At 72.0% G+C, this 15,546-nt stretch carries 12 protein-coding genes; 5 read left to right on the top strand and 7 right to left on the bottom strand.

Annotated features, from left to right (window positions below):
• On the bottom strand, nt 1-573 hold a 573-nt coding region (locus tag HG543_RS41100; RefSeq protein ID WP_169350395.1), incomplete at its 3' end, for an NRDE family protein.
• A gap of 115 nt (nt 574-688) precedes the next feature.
• On the opposite strand from HG543_RS41100, the gene metG reads away from it, so the two are divergent.
• From metG to HG543_RS41085, 3 genes are read left to right on the top strand one after another with little or no spacing between them, the layout of a single operon-like run.
• Nucleotides 689-2,824 carry a methionine--tRNA ligase gene (gene metG / locus HG543_RS41095; RefSeq protein WP_169350394.1) on the top strand — a complete coding sequence of 712 codons (2,136 nt, stop codon included), beginning with the start codon at nt 689-691 and terminating at the stop codon, nt 2,822-2,824.
• Between the two features lies 1 nt (nt 2,825).
• Nucleotides 2,826-3,800, top strand: a complete 975-nt coding sequence (locus tag HG543_RS41090; protein WP_169350393.1) for a HEAT repeat domain-containing protein — start codon at nt 2,826-2,828, stop codon at nt 3,798-3,800.
• On the top strand, nt 3,797-4,573 hold the full coding sequence (locus tag HG543_RS41085) for a TatD family hydrolase (RefSeq protein ID WP_169350392.1): 777 nt from the start codon (nt 3,797-3,799) through the stop codon (nt 4,571-4,573). The genes HG543_RS41090 and HG543_RS41085 overlap by 4 nt, the downstream gene beginning before the upstream one ends.
• Here HG543_RS41085 and HG543_RS41080 read toward each other — a convergent pair.
• The 5 genes from HG543_RS41080 to HG543_RS41060 all read right to left on the bottom strand — a co-directional run bounded on the left by HG543_RS41080 (nt 4,560) and on the right by HG543_RS41060 (nt 11,423).
• A complete protein-coding gene (locus tag HG543_RS41080) occupies nt 4,560-6,521 on the bottom strand; it encodes an HD domain-containing phosphohydrolase (RefSeq protein ID WP_169350391.1) in 1,962 nt (653 codons plus the stop codon). The two genes, HG543_RS41085 and HG543_RS41080, sit on opposite strands and share 14 nt — an antisense overlap.
• Before the next feature lie 14 nt (nt 6,522-6,535).
• Nucleotides 6,536-8,098, bottom strand: coding sequence for a 3'-5' exoribonuclease YhaM family protein (locus tag HG543_RS41075; protein ID WP_171818047.1), 1,563 nt, complete (start codon nt 8,096-8,098; stop codon nt 6,536-6,538).
• 49 nt (nt 8,099-8,147) lie between these two features.
• The gene (locus HG543_RS41070; protein WP_169350389.1) at nt 8,148-9,287 is read right to left on the bottom strand and encodes a class I SAM-dependent rRNA methyltransferase; all 1,140 of its coding nucleotides are present in this window, start codon (nt 9,285-9,287) and stop codon (nt 8,148-8,150) included.
• A gap of 144 nt (nt 9,288-9,431) precedes the next feature.
• Nucleotides 9,432-9,800 carry a hypothetical protein gene (locus HG543_RS41065; RefSeq protein WP_169350388.1) on the bottom strand — a complete coding sequence of 123 codons (369 nt, stop codon included), beginning with the start codon at nt 9,798-9,800 and terminating at the stop codon, nt 9,432-9,434.
• Between the two features lie 27 nt (nt 9,801-9,827).
• Nucleotides 9,828-11,423: an NAD(P)/FAD-dependent oxidoreductase gene (locus HG543_RS41060; RefSeq protein WP_169350387.1), complete on the bottom strand. Its 1,596-nt coding sequence runs from the start codon at nt 11,421-11,423 to the stop codon at nt 9,828-9,830.
• Between the two features lie 325 nt (nt 11,424-11,748).
• Here HG543_RS41060 and HG543_RS41055 point away from each other — a divergent pair, with 325 nt between their 5' ends.
• Nucleotides 11,749-11,952, top strand: a complete 204-nt coding sequence (locus tag HG543_RS41055) for a hypothetical protein (RefSeq protein ID WP_171819097.1) — start codon at nt 11,749-11,751, stop codon at nt 11,950-11,952.
• Between the two features lie 107 nt (nt 11,953-12,059).
• Here the strand turns inward: HG543_RS41055 and HG543_RS41050 are convergent, their stop codons facing one another.
• Nucleotides 12,060-12,758 (bottom strand): diacylglycerol kinase family protein, encoded by a 699-nt coding sequence (locus tag HG543_RS41050; RefSeq protein WP_169350386.1) that lies wholly within the window; start codon nt 12,756-12,758, stop codon nt 12,060-12,062.
• 92 nt (nt 12,759-12,850) lie between these two features.
• On the opposite strand from HG543_RS41050, the gene HG543_RS41045 reads away from it, so the two are divergent.
• Nucleotides 12,851-15,546, top strand: a 2,696-nt coding sequence (locus HG543_RS41045; RefSeq protein WP_343073568.1) for a golvesin C-terminal-like domain-containing protein, incomplete at its 3' end; no start/stop codon positions are given.

The following is a 15,546-nucleotide window of genomic DNA, read 5'->3' as shown; positions in this document are numbered from 1 at the left end:
GAGGGTGGGGTCGGACAGCAGGGCCTTCAGCCCGTCCGCCAGCTCCGGCCATGGCCGGTGCGCCGCCTCGGAGGCCAGCAAGCGGGCCCGCTCCACCTTGGGCAGGAAGGGCGCGTCCAGCACGTCGTTGGGCAGCACATGGACGCCGGGGGGCACGTCCTCCCGCCGCAGCCGCCGCTCCCCGGGCCGGGCGTAGGCCACCCGGAGCACCCGCGCGTCCCCGTAGAGCAGGTTGAAGGGGAGGAACTCATCGCCGGGCAGGGTGTCCAGGTAGCGCTCGATGGCCTCCACGCTCCCCGCCTCCAGGGCCTTCAGCACCACCTCGCCCCGTGAGCGGGGGGCCGGGCCTTGGTTTCGCCCTCCACGTTGGTTCGTCAGGCCCACGAAGAGCCCTTCGTTAGTAACTCCCATCCACGTGCCACCGCGCTCCACGTCCCGTCCCCCGACGGCGCGGGGAGCCTCCCGAAGGACCTGGGGACCGGTGGCGGGGCGGGCGTAGAACTCGTCCCGGTTGGCCGCGAGCACCAGCGGCCATTCCGGGTGGACCTGGCGAAGGATGACGATGGTGCACATGCGTATCCGGTCGATAACATCTCCGGCCCCGCGGCGCATTCGTGTCCGCGCCCCTCACGCCGTCGATGACCTCGGCCACTCTTGCGGCTAATGTCCGCCGCCCTCAGGAGAGTCCATGGCTGAGAGAATCCTCGTCACCAGCGCGCTGCCCTACGCGAACGGCGCCGTCCACATCGGTCACGCCGTCGAGTACATCCAGACCGACATCTACGTCCGCTTCCTCCGCTCGTGCGGCAAGGACGTCGTCTACTTCTGCGCCGACGACACCCACGGCACCCCCATTGAAATCAACGCGGCGAAGCAGGGCCTCAAGCCCGAGCAGTTCATCGCGCGCTTCCACGAAGAGCACCAGCGGGACTTCCACGACCTGGACATCCGCTTCGACTACTTCCACTCCACCAACTCACCGGAGAACCGCCACTACGCGGAGCTCATCTACGGGCGGCTGAAGGAGAAGGGCGACATCGAGCGGCGCAACATCGAGCAGGCCTACTGCGAGAAGGACCGCCGCTTCCTGCCGGACCGCTTCATCAAGGGCTCCTGCCCCAACTGCAAGTCGCCGGACCAGTACGGTGACGCCTGCGAGAAGTGCGGCAAGGCCTACGCGCCCACCGACCTCATCGAGCCGCGCTGTGCCCTGTGCGGCACCCCGCCGGTGCGCAAGAACTCCGAGCACCTGTTCTTCAAGTTGTCGAAGCACGCGGACTTCCTCCAGTCCGTGCTGCGCAAGCCGGGCTTCATCCACCCGGGCCTGGCCACCCAGCTGCAGGGCTTCTTCGAGAAGGGCCTCGCCGACTGGGACATCAGCCGCGACGGGCCCTACTTCGGCTTCGCCATCCCGGGCGAGACGGACAAGTTCTTCTACGTCTGGCTGGACGCCCCCATCGGCTACATCGCCACCACGGAGAAGTGGGCGAAGGAGACGGGGAAGGCGGCGAGCGCGCTGGACTACTGGGACGGCGGCAAGGACACGCGCATCATCCACTTCATCGGCAAGGACATCGTCTACTTCCACGCCCTGTTCTGGCCGGCCGTGCTCAACGTCGCGGGCCTGCACATCCCGAACGAAATCAAGGTGCACGGCCACCTGACGGTGAACGGCGAGAAGATGTCGAAGAGCCGCGGCACCATGGTGCCGGTGCGGGACTACCTCGACCAGCTCGACCCCAGCTACCTGCGCTACTTCTACGCGGCCAACCTGGGCGCGGGCGTGGAGGACCTGGACCTGAGCCTCGTGGCGTTCCGCGAGCGCGTGAATGGCGAGCTCGTCAACAACGTGTGCAACCTGGCCAACCGCGCCCTGTCGCTTCTGGCCGGGCCGCTGGAGAAGCGGCTGGCACCGGGCCGCGCCGAGGGGCCGGGCCGCGCGCTGGTGGAGTCCGCGCTCGCCCGCGTGCCCGAGGTGCGCGACGCGTTCGAGAAGCTCGAGTACCGCAACGCCATCCGCGTCATCACCGACATCGCGTCGGCCGCCAACGCCTTCGTCCAGGCGCAGGCCCCGTGGGCGGGCGTGCGCAAGCCGGAGACGGCCGAGGCCGCGCGCGCGGACCTGTCCGACGCGGCGGACGTCGTGTACCTGCTGGGCGCGCTGCTCGCCCCGGTGACGCCGCGCCTGTCGGAGAAGCTGTTCGCCCAGCTCGGCGCGCCGGCCCTGACGTTCCAGGCCCTGGAGGGCGCGAAGTACCCGCTGCTGGACCGCGGCCAGCCCACCGGCACCCCGGAGCCGCTGCTGCCCCGGCTGGAGCAGGACCGCGTCAACGCCATCATCAAGACGCCTCCCGAGCAGGCCCCGCAGGCCGCGGACGCGAAGGGCGGCAAGGAGTCCAAGAAGGGCAAGGACGACAAGGCGGAGAAGAAGGCCGCCGAGGCGCCGCAGCCCGCCGCCACCCAGGCCTCGCCGGGCGCGGGCGCCGGGGCGGCCCCGGGCGAAATCGAGTACGACGACTTCGCGAAGGTGGAGCTCAAGTCCGGCAAGGTGCTGGCGGCGGAGAAGGTGAAGAACGCCGACAAGCTCCTGAAGCTCACGGTGGACCTGGGGGAGGCCACGGGGCCGCGCACCATCGTCTCCGGCATCGCCGCGTACTTCGCGCCGGAGTCGCTGGCCGGGCGCAACGTGGTGGTGGTGGCCAACCTGAAGCCCCGCAAGCTCAAGGGCATCGAGTCGCGCGGCATGCTCCTCACGGCGGAGTCGGAGAAGGGGCTGTCGCTGCTGGACCCGGGCGACGTGCCGCCGGGCAGCGGGGTGAAGTGACGTGACGGACTGGCGCGCCGAGCGCGACCGCGCCCTGCTGACGCTGGAGCGCGAGAAGCGCCCGGTCTACCGGGCCGAGGCCGCCGAGCTGCTCTTCCAGCTCGCGGCCGACGGCCCCGGTCGTGAGGCGGACTTCCTGGAGGTGCTCCCCCGGCTGCTGGCGGACAAGCAGCCGGAGGTGCGCCGCGCCGGGGTGCGCCTCGTCAGCGTGGTGGTGCCCGAGGACGAGCAGCCTGGCGTCCTCCTGTCGCGGCTGCGGGACGAGGAGTGGATGGTGCGCCTGGAGGCCACCGGCCGGCTCGCGGACCTGCACCGGCAGGAGCTGCGCGGCGCGCTGGCGAGCATGCTGGAGGACCCGCTGCCGGAGGTGCGCTTCGAGGCCGCGCGCGGCATCGCCGGGCTGGGCCACCCGGCGGGCCTGGACGTGCTGCTGGACGCGCTGGACTCGGACCTGCTGCGCTTCCGCGCCCTGGGCGCGCTGGGGCAGCTGGAGGACCCGCGGGCGCTGCACGCGGTGAAGCGCGTCTTCCGCAAGTGGCTGCTGCCCGCCTTCGACAAGACGCAGGCCGCGGGCGTGCTGGCGCAGCTGGGTGACGCGGAGGGTGGGGCGTACCTCCTCCAGCGGACGCGGAAGAAGTGGAGCACGGACCGCGCCCTGGCCGTGGAGCTGTGCGGCGCGGTGAAGGTGCCCGGGGCGCTGGAGCGGCTGAAGGAAATCCTGGATGACCCCAAGGACTCCTGCCGCGGTTCCGCCGCGCGCGGGCTGGGGCGGCTGGGGGACGCGCGGGCGCTGCCCTGGCTGCTCGCGCTCCTGGAGGACCGGAGCGCCGAGGAGGACTTCCGCCTGGACGCCGCGGACGCGCTCTGGCGCCTGGGCCTGCCGGAGGGGCGCGAGCGGGTGCGCGCCGCCATCCCCACCTTCTCCTCACCCGAGGGCCGCATGGAGCTGGAAGAGCTGTTGCAGGAGGAGACATGAGACTCGTCGACGCCCACTGTCATCTCGAGGTGAAGGACTACCCGGACGTGGCCGCCATCCTGGACGGGGCCCGCGCGGCGGGGCTCGTCCACGCCATCGTCGTGGGGCAGTTCCACGGGCCTGGAGACTGGGGCAACGCGTTGGAGCTGGCCGCCGCGCACCCGGAGTTCCTGTCGCCCACGCTGGGCATCCACCCGCACGAGGCGGCGCGGGCCACGGAAGCCGACTTCGCCACGCTGGAGGCCACGTGCGCCCGGCCCGAGGTGCGCGCGGTGGGCGAGGCCGGTCTCGACTACTACTACGACCACTCGCCCCGGGACGTGCAGGCCACCGTCTTCCGGCGGCAGTGCGCCCTCGCGCGGAAGCTGGACAAGCCGCTGGTGGTGCACGTGCGCGACGCGCATGACGACTGCGAGGCGGTGCTCCGCGACGTGGGCCTGTCCCGGGGCGTCATCCACTGCTTCACCGGGGACACGGCCGCCGCGCGGCGCTACCTGGACCTGGGCTTCTTCCTGTCCCTGTCCGGCGTCGTCACCTACAAGAACGCGCAGGCGCTGCAGGAGGCGGTGCGCTTCGCGCCGCTGGACCGGCTGATGGTGGAGACGGACAGCCCGTACCTGGCGCCGGTGCCGCACCGCGGGAAGAAGAACCAGCCCGCGCACGTGCTGGAGACGGCGCGCAAGGTGGCGGAGCTGAAGGGCGTGACGCTGGAGGAGGTGGCGGCCACCACCACCGCCAACGCCTCCTCGCTCTTCGCGCTCAACCTGGGTTGACGGCGGCGGCCAGGACCTGGAGGTCCTGGTCCATCTGCGGCACGTCCAGGAGCAGTGCGTCCGGGTCGTACTGGAAGTCCGCCTGCTTCAGCCGCAGCAGGGCCTGCAGGGCGGGCTCGCCGGAGTGGCCGCCGAAGGAGGCGAAGACGACGCGGCCGCGCTCCAGGTGGAGGTAGCCCTCCAGCGTGTGCTGGCGCAGGTGCAGCCTGCCGCTCTTCTGGCCACCGCCCAGCGTGCGGAGCAGCTCCTTCGGGGGCAGCTCGTCGAAGCTGCCGCGCACCACGCGCCCCGGGCCGTTGTGCTGCACCCGGTCCTCCAGCAGCGAGCGCACCGCCTTGGCCACCGCGGGCTTGTCCCCGGCCGGCAGCACCACGGTGGCGCCGCCCATCATCAGCCGCTCGCGGGTGGGCCCGTCCGGCTCGCCCACCACGGCGATGGGCAGCCCCGCCGTTTCCGGCGCCGAGCGGGCCTGCTGCAACAGCTCCAGGACTTCCTGCTGGCCCAGGCGCAGGCTCACCACCAGCACGTCACAGTCCTGGCGGGACAGCCCGTCCTGGGCGCCCTCCAGGGTGGACAGTGCGTGCGCCACCAGCCCCTGCTTCAGCACCGCCTCCAGCAGCTCGCCGCGCGACGCCTCGTCCGGCTCCGCGATGAGCACCTGCCGGCCGTCGCTCTCCAGCCGGTGGCGGAGCAGCTCGCCGCTCTGGAGCTGGGTGACGATGTCCGCCACCACCGGGTCATAGAGCACGCCCGCGTTCTTGCGCAGGTGCTCCAGCGCCGCCTCCTTGGTGAAGGCCTTGCCGTGGGCGTTGCCCGGGTTCTTCGTCAGCTCCAGGAAGCTGTCCACCGCGGCGAGGATGCGCGCGCCCAGGGTGATGTCCTCGCCCTTTGCGCCCTGTGGGGTGCCGGAGCCGTCCCAGGCCTCGTACAGCTGCGCGAGGATGGTGTTCACCTGCCCGGGCAGGTGCACCGTCTCGAACATCCGCGTGGGGGCGCGGCAGGCCACCTTCGCCTGGGCCTTCCACTCGGGATTCACCGCGTTGCTGGCGAGCGAGAAGTGCCGCTCGGCGGGCTTGCCCAGGTCATGGAGGTACGCGGCGATGGACAGCGCCGTCAGCTCCTTGTGGGGCATGCCCATGCGCTGGCCGACGATGCCGGCCTGCCGCGCGAGCTGCGCGGAGTGGCCGCGGTGGCGCTGCCGGTCCTGCTCCAGCAGGCCGACGAGGATGCTCAGCGTCTCCACGTAGTCGCTGTCGCTCACCATGCCGCGCGGGCCGCCGGGCTCGCGCCGCTGCGTGGAGGGCCGGACGGCCGGGGTGCCAGTGGTGCTGGGCCGCTGCACCCGCGCGCGCGGGTCCGTCGTCTCCACGCGGTACTGCGTGCTGAAGCTGGTGAAGTTGCTGCGGGCGGAGGTGGTGGTGCGGTTGTGCTCCGCCGCCCCCGGTCTCGAGTCCGGCCGGGCCTGCGTGGCGGCCGGCTCCAGCAGCGCGGCGAAGGCGGTGGGGTCGCCGTAGTAGTGCTTGCGGATGGCCGCGGCGATGGCGCTGCGCAGGCCCACGTACGCGTAGACCTCCGACATGCCGGTGACGAGGGCAATCTCGTCCATCAGCGCCTGGTTCTGCGGCTCGGCGGCGACGACGGACAGCAGCTTGCGCTCCGGGTCCACCGCCAGCGGCAGCACGTTCTGCGCCTCGGCCAGGCGCACCGGAAGCCGGTCCAGCACCTCGGTGGCGATCTTGGCCTTGGCCAGCTTGTCCGCGGTCACGAACCGCGTCTGGAACTCCGAGGCCAGGAAGCGCAGCAGGCCCGCTTCCTGGAGCAGCCCCAGCTCCACCAGACAGTCCCCCAGCTTGTGGCCGGTGATCTTCTGGTGCTCCAGGGCCTGCTCCACGGCCGCGGCATTGACGAGCCCGGCCTCGATGAGGCGCTCTCCCAACTTCTTCGCCATGGTGCCTCGACTCCTCAGCTCTCCGACGAGCCCCCGTCCTTGTTGCCTGTGTCGGCGGGCGGGGTGAGCGACGTCAGCGCGCTGAAGGGCTTGAACGTCAGCTCACGGGGCAGCGAGCTGGGGTCTCTCGGGGGACGCTCCTCGCGCGGAGGCCGCGGCGGGCGCTCCTCACGGGGCGGACGGTCCTCACGGGGCGGACGCTCCTCACGCGCGCGCTCCTCACGGGGCGGACGCTCCTCGCGGGGCGGACGCTCCTTGCGGGGCGGGCGCTGCGGCTGCTCGTCCCGGGCCTGCTGCGTGCCGCCCTCGGCCGGGGCGCCGCCCTGCTGCTGGGGCTTGTTGTCGCCGCGGTTCTTCCGCTTCTCCTCGCGCGACTTGCGGCGGCCACCACCGCCCTCCACCGGGGCGCGGCCCCGCGCGGTGGGCACCGGGCCCTTCCACAGCTGCCGGTCGTAGTGGCGCAGCACGTCCGTCCACTTGTCGTTGGGGTCCTTCTGCATGGCCTCCAGCCACGAGGCGATGCGCGAGTCCAGCGAGTCCAGCGCGTGGACGATGAAGGCCTCCAGCGTCACCGGCACCTTGGGGCTGCCGTACTCCAGCTGGCCGTGGTGGGCGATGACCAGGTGCGTGAGGTGCTGCTCCAGGAGCGGCGGGAAGCCGGGGATGGCCAGCGTCTTCTCGCGAATCTTCTGCGCCGTCATCACCAGGTGGCCGACGAGCTTGCCCTCGTCGGTGTAGTCGAAGCCCTTCTCGGGGGAGATCTCCGCCACCTTCATCACGTCGTGCAGCAGCGCGCCGGCCAGGAGCAGGTCGCGGTCCGCCATGGGGTAGTGGTCCGCCACCCGCAGCGTCAGCCGCATCACCGACAGCAGGTGCTCGGCCAGCCCGCCGCGCCACGCGTGGTGCATGCCCTTGGCCGCCGGCGCCACCGGCAGGCCCGCGGCAATCTGCGGGTCGTCCAGGAAGGCCAGCAGCAGCTGCTTCACGTGCGGGTCGCTGACGCGCTCGGTGACGATTTCGCGGATGAGGCCCACCGCGCGCGCACCGGCGGCGCCGTCGTGGCGGCCGCCCTCGGCGCGGGGCTCCTTGCCGTCGCCCTTGTCGTTGGCGCGGGCCTCGCCCTTGTCACCCTTGTCGGCCTTCTCGGCGCGGGCCTCCGGGGCCTTGGTCTCGGGAGCGGGCTTCGCCTCGGGGGGCGGAGCCGGAGGCGGCTCGAACTCCTTGGGGTCCAGCGGCTCCGGGTCCAGGCGCTCCACGGCCTCGACCACCACCTGGGTGCGGCCGTGGAAGTTGATGACGTTGCCCTGCACCAGCACGAAATCGCCGGACTGGAAGACGGGCTCCAGCGCGTCCACCTTGTCGAAGATGCGCGCGTCCACCTCGCCGCTCTTGTCGACGAGGGTCAGTGCGAGGAACACCTTGCCACTGCGCGCGGTCACCTTCTCCTTCTTGGTGACGCGGAAGACGGTGTTGACGCGGTCCTTCTCGCGCAGGTCCGCCGCGTACACCTTGCGGACGGTCTCCACGGAACCTTCCGGGGTGGGGGTCGCGGTCTCGGGGGCGTTGTCGTTGGTCATTGCGGCGGCGGACACTAGCACCAGGAAGGCGCTTCGGGGGCAAGGGGGATCAGCTCACTTCCAGTGCGACAGCGTCGAGGTACTCGGACCCCGGGGAGCCGACCAGCGTGGGGTGGTCCGGGGGCAGGCCCAGGCGGCACAGCCGGGTGGCGATGCGGGCCTCCCCCTCGCAGGCGGTGGCCACCAGCTCGTCGAAGCCCCCCAGGGCCAGCGGCGGGTGGTAGCCGGCCACGATGAGGTGCCCCCCGTGCCGGGTGCGCCGGAGGGCGTGCCTCAGTTGCTCCATGAACTCCTCCTCCGAGGCCACCGCCGGGGTGTCCAGGAGGACCAGGTCGAAGGTGTCGCGCAGGGCGCGGAGCACCTGGAGGGGGGCGGCCTTCTCCACGGTGGCCCGGCCCAGAAGGCCATTGGCCTCGGCGTTCTCCCGGGCGAGGTCGGCGGCGTCTCCGTTCTTGTCGAAGGCGAGAATCTGCTTCGCTCCGTGCAGCCCGGCGTGGACGAAGAGGCCGCCCACGTTGCAGCAGGCGTCCAGCACCCGGGCGCCCTGGGAGATGCGGCCCACGAAGCGGCGCAGCTCGCGCTGGTCGTACGGGTAGCCGGTGCCCAGCCCGTACGTGAGGTCCACGGTGAAGCGCGCGCCCATCTCCAGGAGGCGGCACCAGCGGGGCGGGGTGCCGTAGAGCACATGGGCGCGCTGCGAGGGCAGGCCCAGCGCTTTGCGCCGGGGCGTGTCGTTGCGCAGCAGCACGGAGCCGGCGCCCGTCACCTCCACCAGCGCGCGGGTGATTTCCGTCTGCCGGGCGTCCATGGCGCGGGTGAGCGTCTGGACCACGAAATGGGTGTCGTACCGGTCCACGATGAGGCCGGGCAGCCCGTCCCCGTCATCGTTGACCACGCGGCAGAAGCGCGGGTCGTCCACCAGCTTCCCGCGCCGCTCGAAGGCCTTGCGGAGGTGGCGGGGGATGAGGCCCTCCACGGCCTCGTCCGGCTGCCCCAGCCGCCGCACCGCGGCCGAGGCCTCCAGGTCCACGTCGCCCAGGCCCAGCACCGAGCCGTCTTCGTCCCGCAGCTGCACCGGCTCTCCGGGCTGCGGCGTTCCCTCCATGGAGACGATGTCCTCCCGGCGCAGCCAGGGGGCACCGTGTCGCAGCCGGCGGGCGGCGTCTCGGGACAAATAGGTGCTGAGCAAGGTGTGTCCTCCCTCTCGCGGGGACCGCGGGCACCGCTGCCCGCGGGCGTCCTCCCGGGAGAAACATGCGCCGCCGACCGCCAGCTTGCGGCGGGCGCCGGGACGCCCCGCTGGAGGGCAGGGGAGGGAGCAGCCGGAGAGGCCTCATCCCCCCGGAGGCGGACGCTTGAACGCCTTGAACGTCACCCGGGTGAGCATGAAGCTCGCCGCCAGGGCGAGGACGATGCCCAGGAGGCGCAGGTTCCACGTGTCGCGGAACAGCAGCGACAAGGCCAGCGCGCCCAGCAGGACCACGCCCACCACCGTGAGCATCTGTCCCCGCTGGGCCGCGCCCGTCGAGGCCCGCCGCGCCTGCGCCAGGGTGGGCAGGCTGCCCGCCTTGCGCCACGTGGTGGCGCTCTCCTCGCGCACCTCGTCGTCCGGGTCCACGAGACCCTGGAGATAGGCCCGCTCCACGTCCAACAGGCTGGGGTAGACCAGCTCCCCGTCCGGCGTGCGCACGACGTATTTCATGGGGCCCTCCTCCCGGGCCGTCCGTCCTCAGGACAGCTCGGTGGCAATCTGCTCAGCGACGCGCAGTCCATCAATGGCGGACGACACGATGCCGCCCGCATACCCACAGCCCTCGCCCGCCGGGTAGAGCCCGCGCAGGGACACCGACTGCATGTCCTCGCCGCGGGTGATGCGCACCGGAGACGAGGTGCGGCTCTCGATGCCGATGAGCTTGCCCTCCTCGCTGATGAAGCCCCGCATCTTCCGGTCGAACGTGCGCAACGCCTGCTTGATGGACTGGGTGAGCCGCTCCGGGAAGAGGCGGTTCAGGTCCACGTGCGCCAGCCCCGGCCGGTAGCTGGTCCCGCCCGGCTCCTTCTTCACGCGCCCGGCCAGGTAGTCCGGAATCGTCTGGGCCGGGGCGTAGAAGCGCCCGCCGCCGAGCTCATACGCCTTCTTCTCCCAGTACCGCTGGAACTCCAGGCCCGCCAGGGGGCCGCGGAAGCCCTCGCGCTCGAAGTCCGCCACGGACACGGAGACGACGATGCCCGCGTTGGCGTAGCGCGCGTTGCGGCGCGAGTTGCTCATGCCGTTGGTGCACTGCAGCCCTTCCTCGGTGGGCGTGGGCACCACGATGCCGCCAGGGCACATGCAGAACGAGTAGACGCCGCGCACCTCGCCGTCCACGTCCAGGTTCTCCGCCAGCTTGTAGTCGGCCGGGGGGAGCTTGGGGTTCTTGGCGGCGTTGCCGTACTGGATGCTGTTGATGAGCGCCTGGGGGTGCTCGGCGCGGAAGCCGAGCGCGAAGGGCTTGGCCTCCACGCTCACCCGGCCGTCGGCGGCGAAGCGCTCGTACAGCTCGCGTGCGGAGTTGCCCGGGGCGAGGATGACGCGGTCGCTCTCCAGCGTGCGCCCGTCGGACAGCTTCACGCCCGCCACGCGCCCGTCCTGATAGAGGAGGTCCTCCACCCGGTGCTCGAACAGCACCTGGCACCCGCCGGCGATGAGCTCGTCGCGCAGCTTCGCCACCGCGCCCGGCAAGAGGTCCGAGCCGATGTGCGGCTTGCCCTCGATGAGGATGTGGTCCGGCGCGCCGTACTTCGCGAAGGCTTCAATCACCTTGCGCACCATGGGGTGGTTGATGCGCGTGGACAGCTTGCCGTCCGTGTAGGCGCCGGCGCCGCCCTCGCCGAAGTTCATGTTGCTCTCCGGGTCGAGCGAGCCGTCGCGCATCAGCTTCGCGACGTCCTTGCGGCGCGTCACCACCTCGCGGCCGCGCTCCAGGAGGATGCTGCGCACGCCGCGCTCCAGCAGCCCCAGGGCGGCGAACAGCCCCGCGGGGCCGGTGCCGACGATGATGGGCCAGCGCTCCGGCGGCTTCACCGGGGCCGGCAGCTCCGGCGGCGGCGGCGCCTCGCCCACGTCGGGGGGCAGGCGGGCGGGCTTGCGGCCCCCGGCCAGCTCCACCTCCAGGGTGTAGATGTAGCGGGGGCTGCCCTTCTTCCGGGCGTCCAGGACGGAACGCACCACGCGCACGGACGCGAGGTCGGAGCGGGTGACTCCGAGCTTCTCCGCGGCCCGTTCGCCGAGCAGCTCCTCCGGCTCGTCCAGCCACAGCCCGATGTTGTTCACCCGATACGCCATGTCCGTCTCACTCCTCGGTGGGGGGCGCGTATCTGCTCCGCCCCCATGAAAGATTGCAAGCACTTGAAACCACGGAGCCCGGGGTTCTCTTCGCGGGTGCGTATCCGCTGATGCACCCCCCTTCGCCATCCCCCCGTGTGGACGTCGGGTGCGTAACAGCCTTCGCACCTCCGGGAGGGCCATGCCGTGCGCCGGTCCACTTCAACCCCTGGGAACTGCTGGGGAATCCGTTTGGAAGAGAACGTCTGGCACGGGGGTTGAAGTGTTGAGGCCGCATGCTTATGCGGCGACCCCTTCATTTCGCCGCTTCCCGGAGGCAATCACTGTGAGCACCGACCAAAAGGGCACCCGAATCCTGGCGCGCACCTTCTTCAATCAGCTGCGCGCGAGCGGCTACACGCCGCACCAGGTCATCGGCATCGCCACGGAGCTGCTCGACCTGGTGACCGCGGACCTCAAGGAAGGCGACAAGGCTGTTGCCGTCCAGGCAACACAGGAGCAGGGCGCCGAGTGGCGTCAGCGCGCCTGAGTCCGTAGCCTTCGGTTCGCGACCCCCGCGGGCGCGAGGGTTCCGGACTGGCTTCGGGGCTCCCGCCCGCGCGGAGCGGCAGTCAGCGGGGTGTGAAAGGACCGGCATCAGCCGGTCTTTTTGTTTCTGCTGACTGGCGAATCAGCCGTCATGTCCTGCGCCGCGGGGCGCGCCTCCCGCCGCCGCTGGTACGCGGCCGCTCCGGCGATGACGACGAGGCCCGCCGTCAGCGCGGTGAAGACGAGGCTGGCCGTCTCGAAGAAGAGCAGCACCAGCAGCGCGGCCGCGCCGAGGAAGGCGCCCACGTCCACCACGGCCGGGCGGCGGTGCGGCAGCACCAGCACGACGACGCACGCGGTGAGGGGCAGGCCCAGCGCCACCTGGCGGGTAATGGCCTCCGTGCTGGTGCGCACCGTGTCCCAGTTGTGCACGAGGATGGCGGCGAAGATGACCACCGTGCCCAGCGCCAGGACGAGCACGCCGGCGGCGGCCGCGTCCTTGGTGAGGCGGGCCTTCTCGTCGAACTGCTGGACGGCGAGGTCCACCAGGTGCTCCAGGGCGCTGTTGAGGATTTCCGCGAAGAAGATGAGGAGGACGCAGAAGATGAGCGTCACCTTCTCCGCGAGCCCGAGGGGGATGCCGCTGCCCACCAGCCCCACCAGCACGCCGGAGATGAGGTGCACGCGCATGTTGCGCTGGTGGACGACGGTGTGGATGAGCCCCGCCCACGCGTGGCCGAACGAGGCGAGCAGCCCCGAGCCCTTGCGGGGAGGGAAGGCGGAGGGTGGACGGACAGGAACGTTCATCGGTGCTTGAAGGGCGGGCACCCTAGCACCCACGGGTCTGATTGCCCCTCGGGTGTGAACGGGTATGGTCTGACACCGTGAATTCCGCATCCGTGTGTCCTGCTTCCCGCAATCCCCGGACCCGCCTGGGGAGCGCGCTGCTTGCCCTGCTGTTGACGTCCTCCCTGGCCCGCGCGGAAGGCCCGGCGCCCTCGCTCGACGAGGGGGCCTGTGGCCTGGAGCCCCCGGGTGTCGAGTACCTCCCCGCGCCCGGCCCCCGCGCCCACGAGTCGCGCCGCCTGTCCGCCTTCGAACCGCCCGTGGTGCGGCGGGAGGAGAAGGGCGGGGCGGGCCCCAAGGCCCTGTCGGGTGTGCCCCAGACGCGCGTGCGGGGAGGGGCCCTGTCCGGCAAGGTGGTGTACCTGAGCCCCGGCCACGGCTTCTACCGGAGCGCGCCGCTGGACCGCTGGGCCACGCAGCGCCCCAACACCTACGCGGTGGTGGAGGACCTCGTCTCCGCGGAGGTGCTGAACCAGTACCTCATGCCGATGCTGATGGGCGCGGGCGCCACGGTGGTGCCGGTGCGAGAGCCGGACCTCAACTCGCGCATGGCGCTGGTGGACGAGGGTGGGGCGGGCTACTCGCAGGAGGGCGACGCGGCCCTCTTCCAGGAGTCCACCCAGAAGGGGTGGGGGACGCCGCAGTTCCCCATGGGCAACGCGGTGGAGCCCTTCACGCTGGGCACCACGCGAATCATGAGCACCGCTCGCACCGTCACCGCGAGCGCCACCTGGGCGCCGGAGGTGCCGGCGGACGGCGCGTACCACGTTTATGTCTCGTACGCGGCGGACCCGGCGCGGGCGACGGACGCGCACTACGTGGTGCGGCACGCCGGGGGTGAGAGCCACTTCCGAGTCAACCAGCGCCGGCACGGCGGGACGTGGGTGCTGCTGGGCCGCTTCTACTTCAAGGCGGGCCGGCACCCGGAGACGGCGTCCGTGGTGGCGATGAACGACACGGCCGAGGGCGGCACGGTGTCGCTGGACGCGGTGCGCTTCGGCGGTGGCAGCGGCGTCATCGGCGACGCCGAATTGGCGGCCCTGCCGCGGCCCCGCTACGAGGAGGCCGCGCGCTACCACGTGCAGTTCAGCGGCGCGCCCGTCACCGTGTACGCGCCCACCGGGGCCAACGCGCTGAGCAACGAGCGCAATGCGGACGTCACCGCGCGCCCGCGCTTCGCGGCGTGGCTGCACGAGGAGGGTGAGGACGCCGTCTACGTGGCCTGGCACACCAACGCGGGCGCCACCGGCAACACGTCCGGCACGGAGGCCTACGTGTACGGGCCCAACCCGGTGGACGGCACGCTGAACTTCACGGGTGTGCCCGGCAGCGACGTCATGGCCCGGGCGCTGCTGGACGAAATCGGACGCGACTTGCGCCGCGAGGTGGACTCGACGTGGCGGGTGCGCAGCCTGCGCTCGGCGAACCTGGGCGAGGTGAACCCCACGCACAACCCGGAGATGCCGTCGGTGCTGCTGGAGATGGCGTACCACGACAACGTCCCGGACTCGAACCGGCTGAAGGAGCCGGCCTTCCGGCGCGTGGCGGCGCGGGCGATTCTCCAGGGCCTCATCAAGTACTTCGCGGCGAAGGACGGCCAGCCGGTGCGCCTGCCGCCCGAGGCGCCCGTCGCGGTGGCGGCGCGCGGCGGCGCGGACGGGGCGGTGGAGGTGCGCTGGGCCGTGCCCCCGGCCAACCCGGACGAGGAGGGCCGCGACGCGCCCACCGGCTACCGCGTCTACCAGAGCGCGGACGGCCTGGGCTGGGACGAGGGCACCGAGGTGACCGGCACCACCTTTACGACGACGCTGGCCCCGGGCACCCCGCGCTACTTCCGGGTGGCGGCGTTCAACGCGGGCGGCGAGGGCTTCCCATCCGCCATCGTCGGGGTGCGGACGTCCCAGTCCGGGCAGGCGCCCGTGCTGCTCGTCAACGCCTTTGAGCGGCTGGACGCGTCCCTGACGTGCGCCGAACCGCTGGACGCCTACGACCTGGCGGCCCCGGTGCGCGTGCTGGTGGAGGCGATGAATGACGGCACCTACGTGCGGCGGCACGGAGAGGCGCTGGCCCACACGGCCATTGCCTTCGACAGCGCCACCGCCGCGGCGCTCCCCGAGGGGCTGGTGTCGCTGGCGGCGCCCTATCGGCTGGTGGACTGGTTCACCGGCCGGGGAGGCGAGGGCGGGGCGAGGCCCACGCGCCAGCAGCAGGACGCGCTGCGCGCCTTCGTCACTGGCGAAGGACGAGGACACCTGCTGCTGTCCGGCAGCCACGTGGCGGCCGCGCTCGCCGAGGGCGACGCCGACGACCGGGCCTTCCTGGCGGACATCCTCCGGGTGGAGCGGGGCATCGGCGTGCAGACCTTGCCCGTGGAGGGCCAGCCGGGCGGCTGGCTGGCGGGGCTGTCCGGCGGGGTGGTGGACGACGGAACGCGCGGCGCCTACCCGGTGGGAATCACCGACGGGCTGATTCCCGCCTCGGGCGCCACGGCGGTGCTGCACTACGCGAACACGGATGTAGCAGCGGGCGTGGCGTCGGCGCCCGGGGGGCAGGTGCTGCTGCTGGGCCTGCCCTTCGAGGGCCTCGTCAGCCGGGCGCGGCGCGGGGAGCTGTTCTCCGCATTCCTGGTGCAGGCGGGGTTGCTGACCCAGGCGCCTCCGCCGCCCGCCGAGGACCCCGCCACTCCGGCCCACGGCCTGCTCACTTCCTGTGTCGCGGCGCGCGGGCTGGACCCGCACCCGCCCCAGCC

It is taken from the genome of Pyxidicoccus fallax, assembly GCF_012933655.1.
Lineage (GTDB): Bacteria > Myxococcota > Myxococcia > Myxococcales > Myxococcaceae > Myxococcus > Myxococcus fallax.
This window is presented reverse-complemented; position numbering and strand designations above follow the sequence as displayed.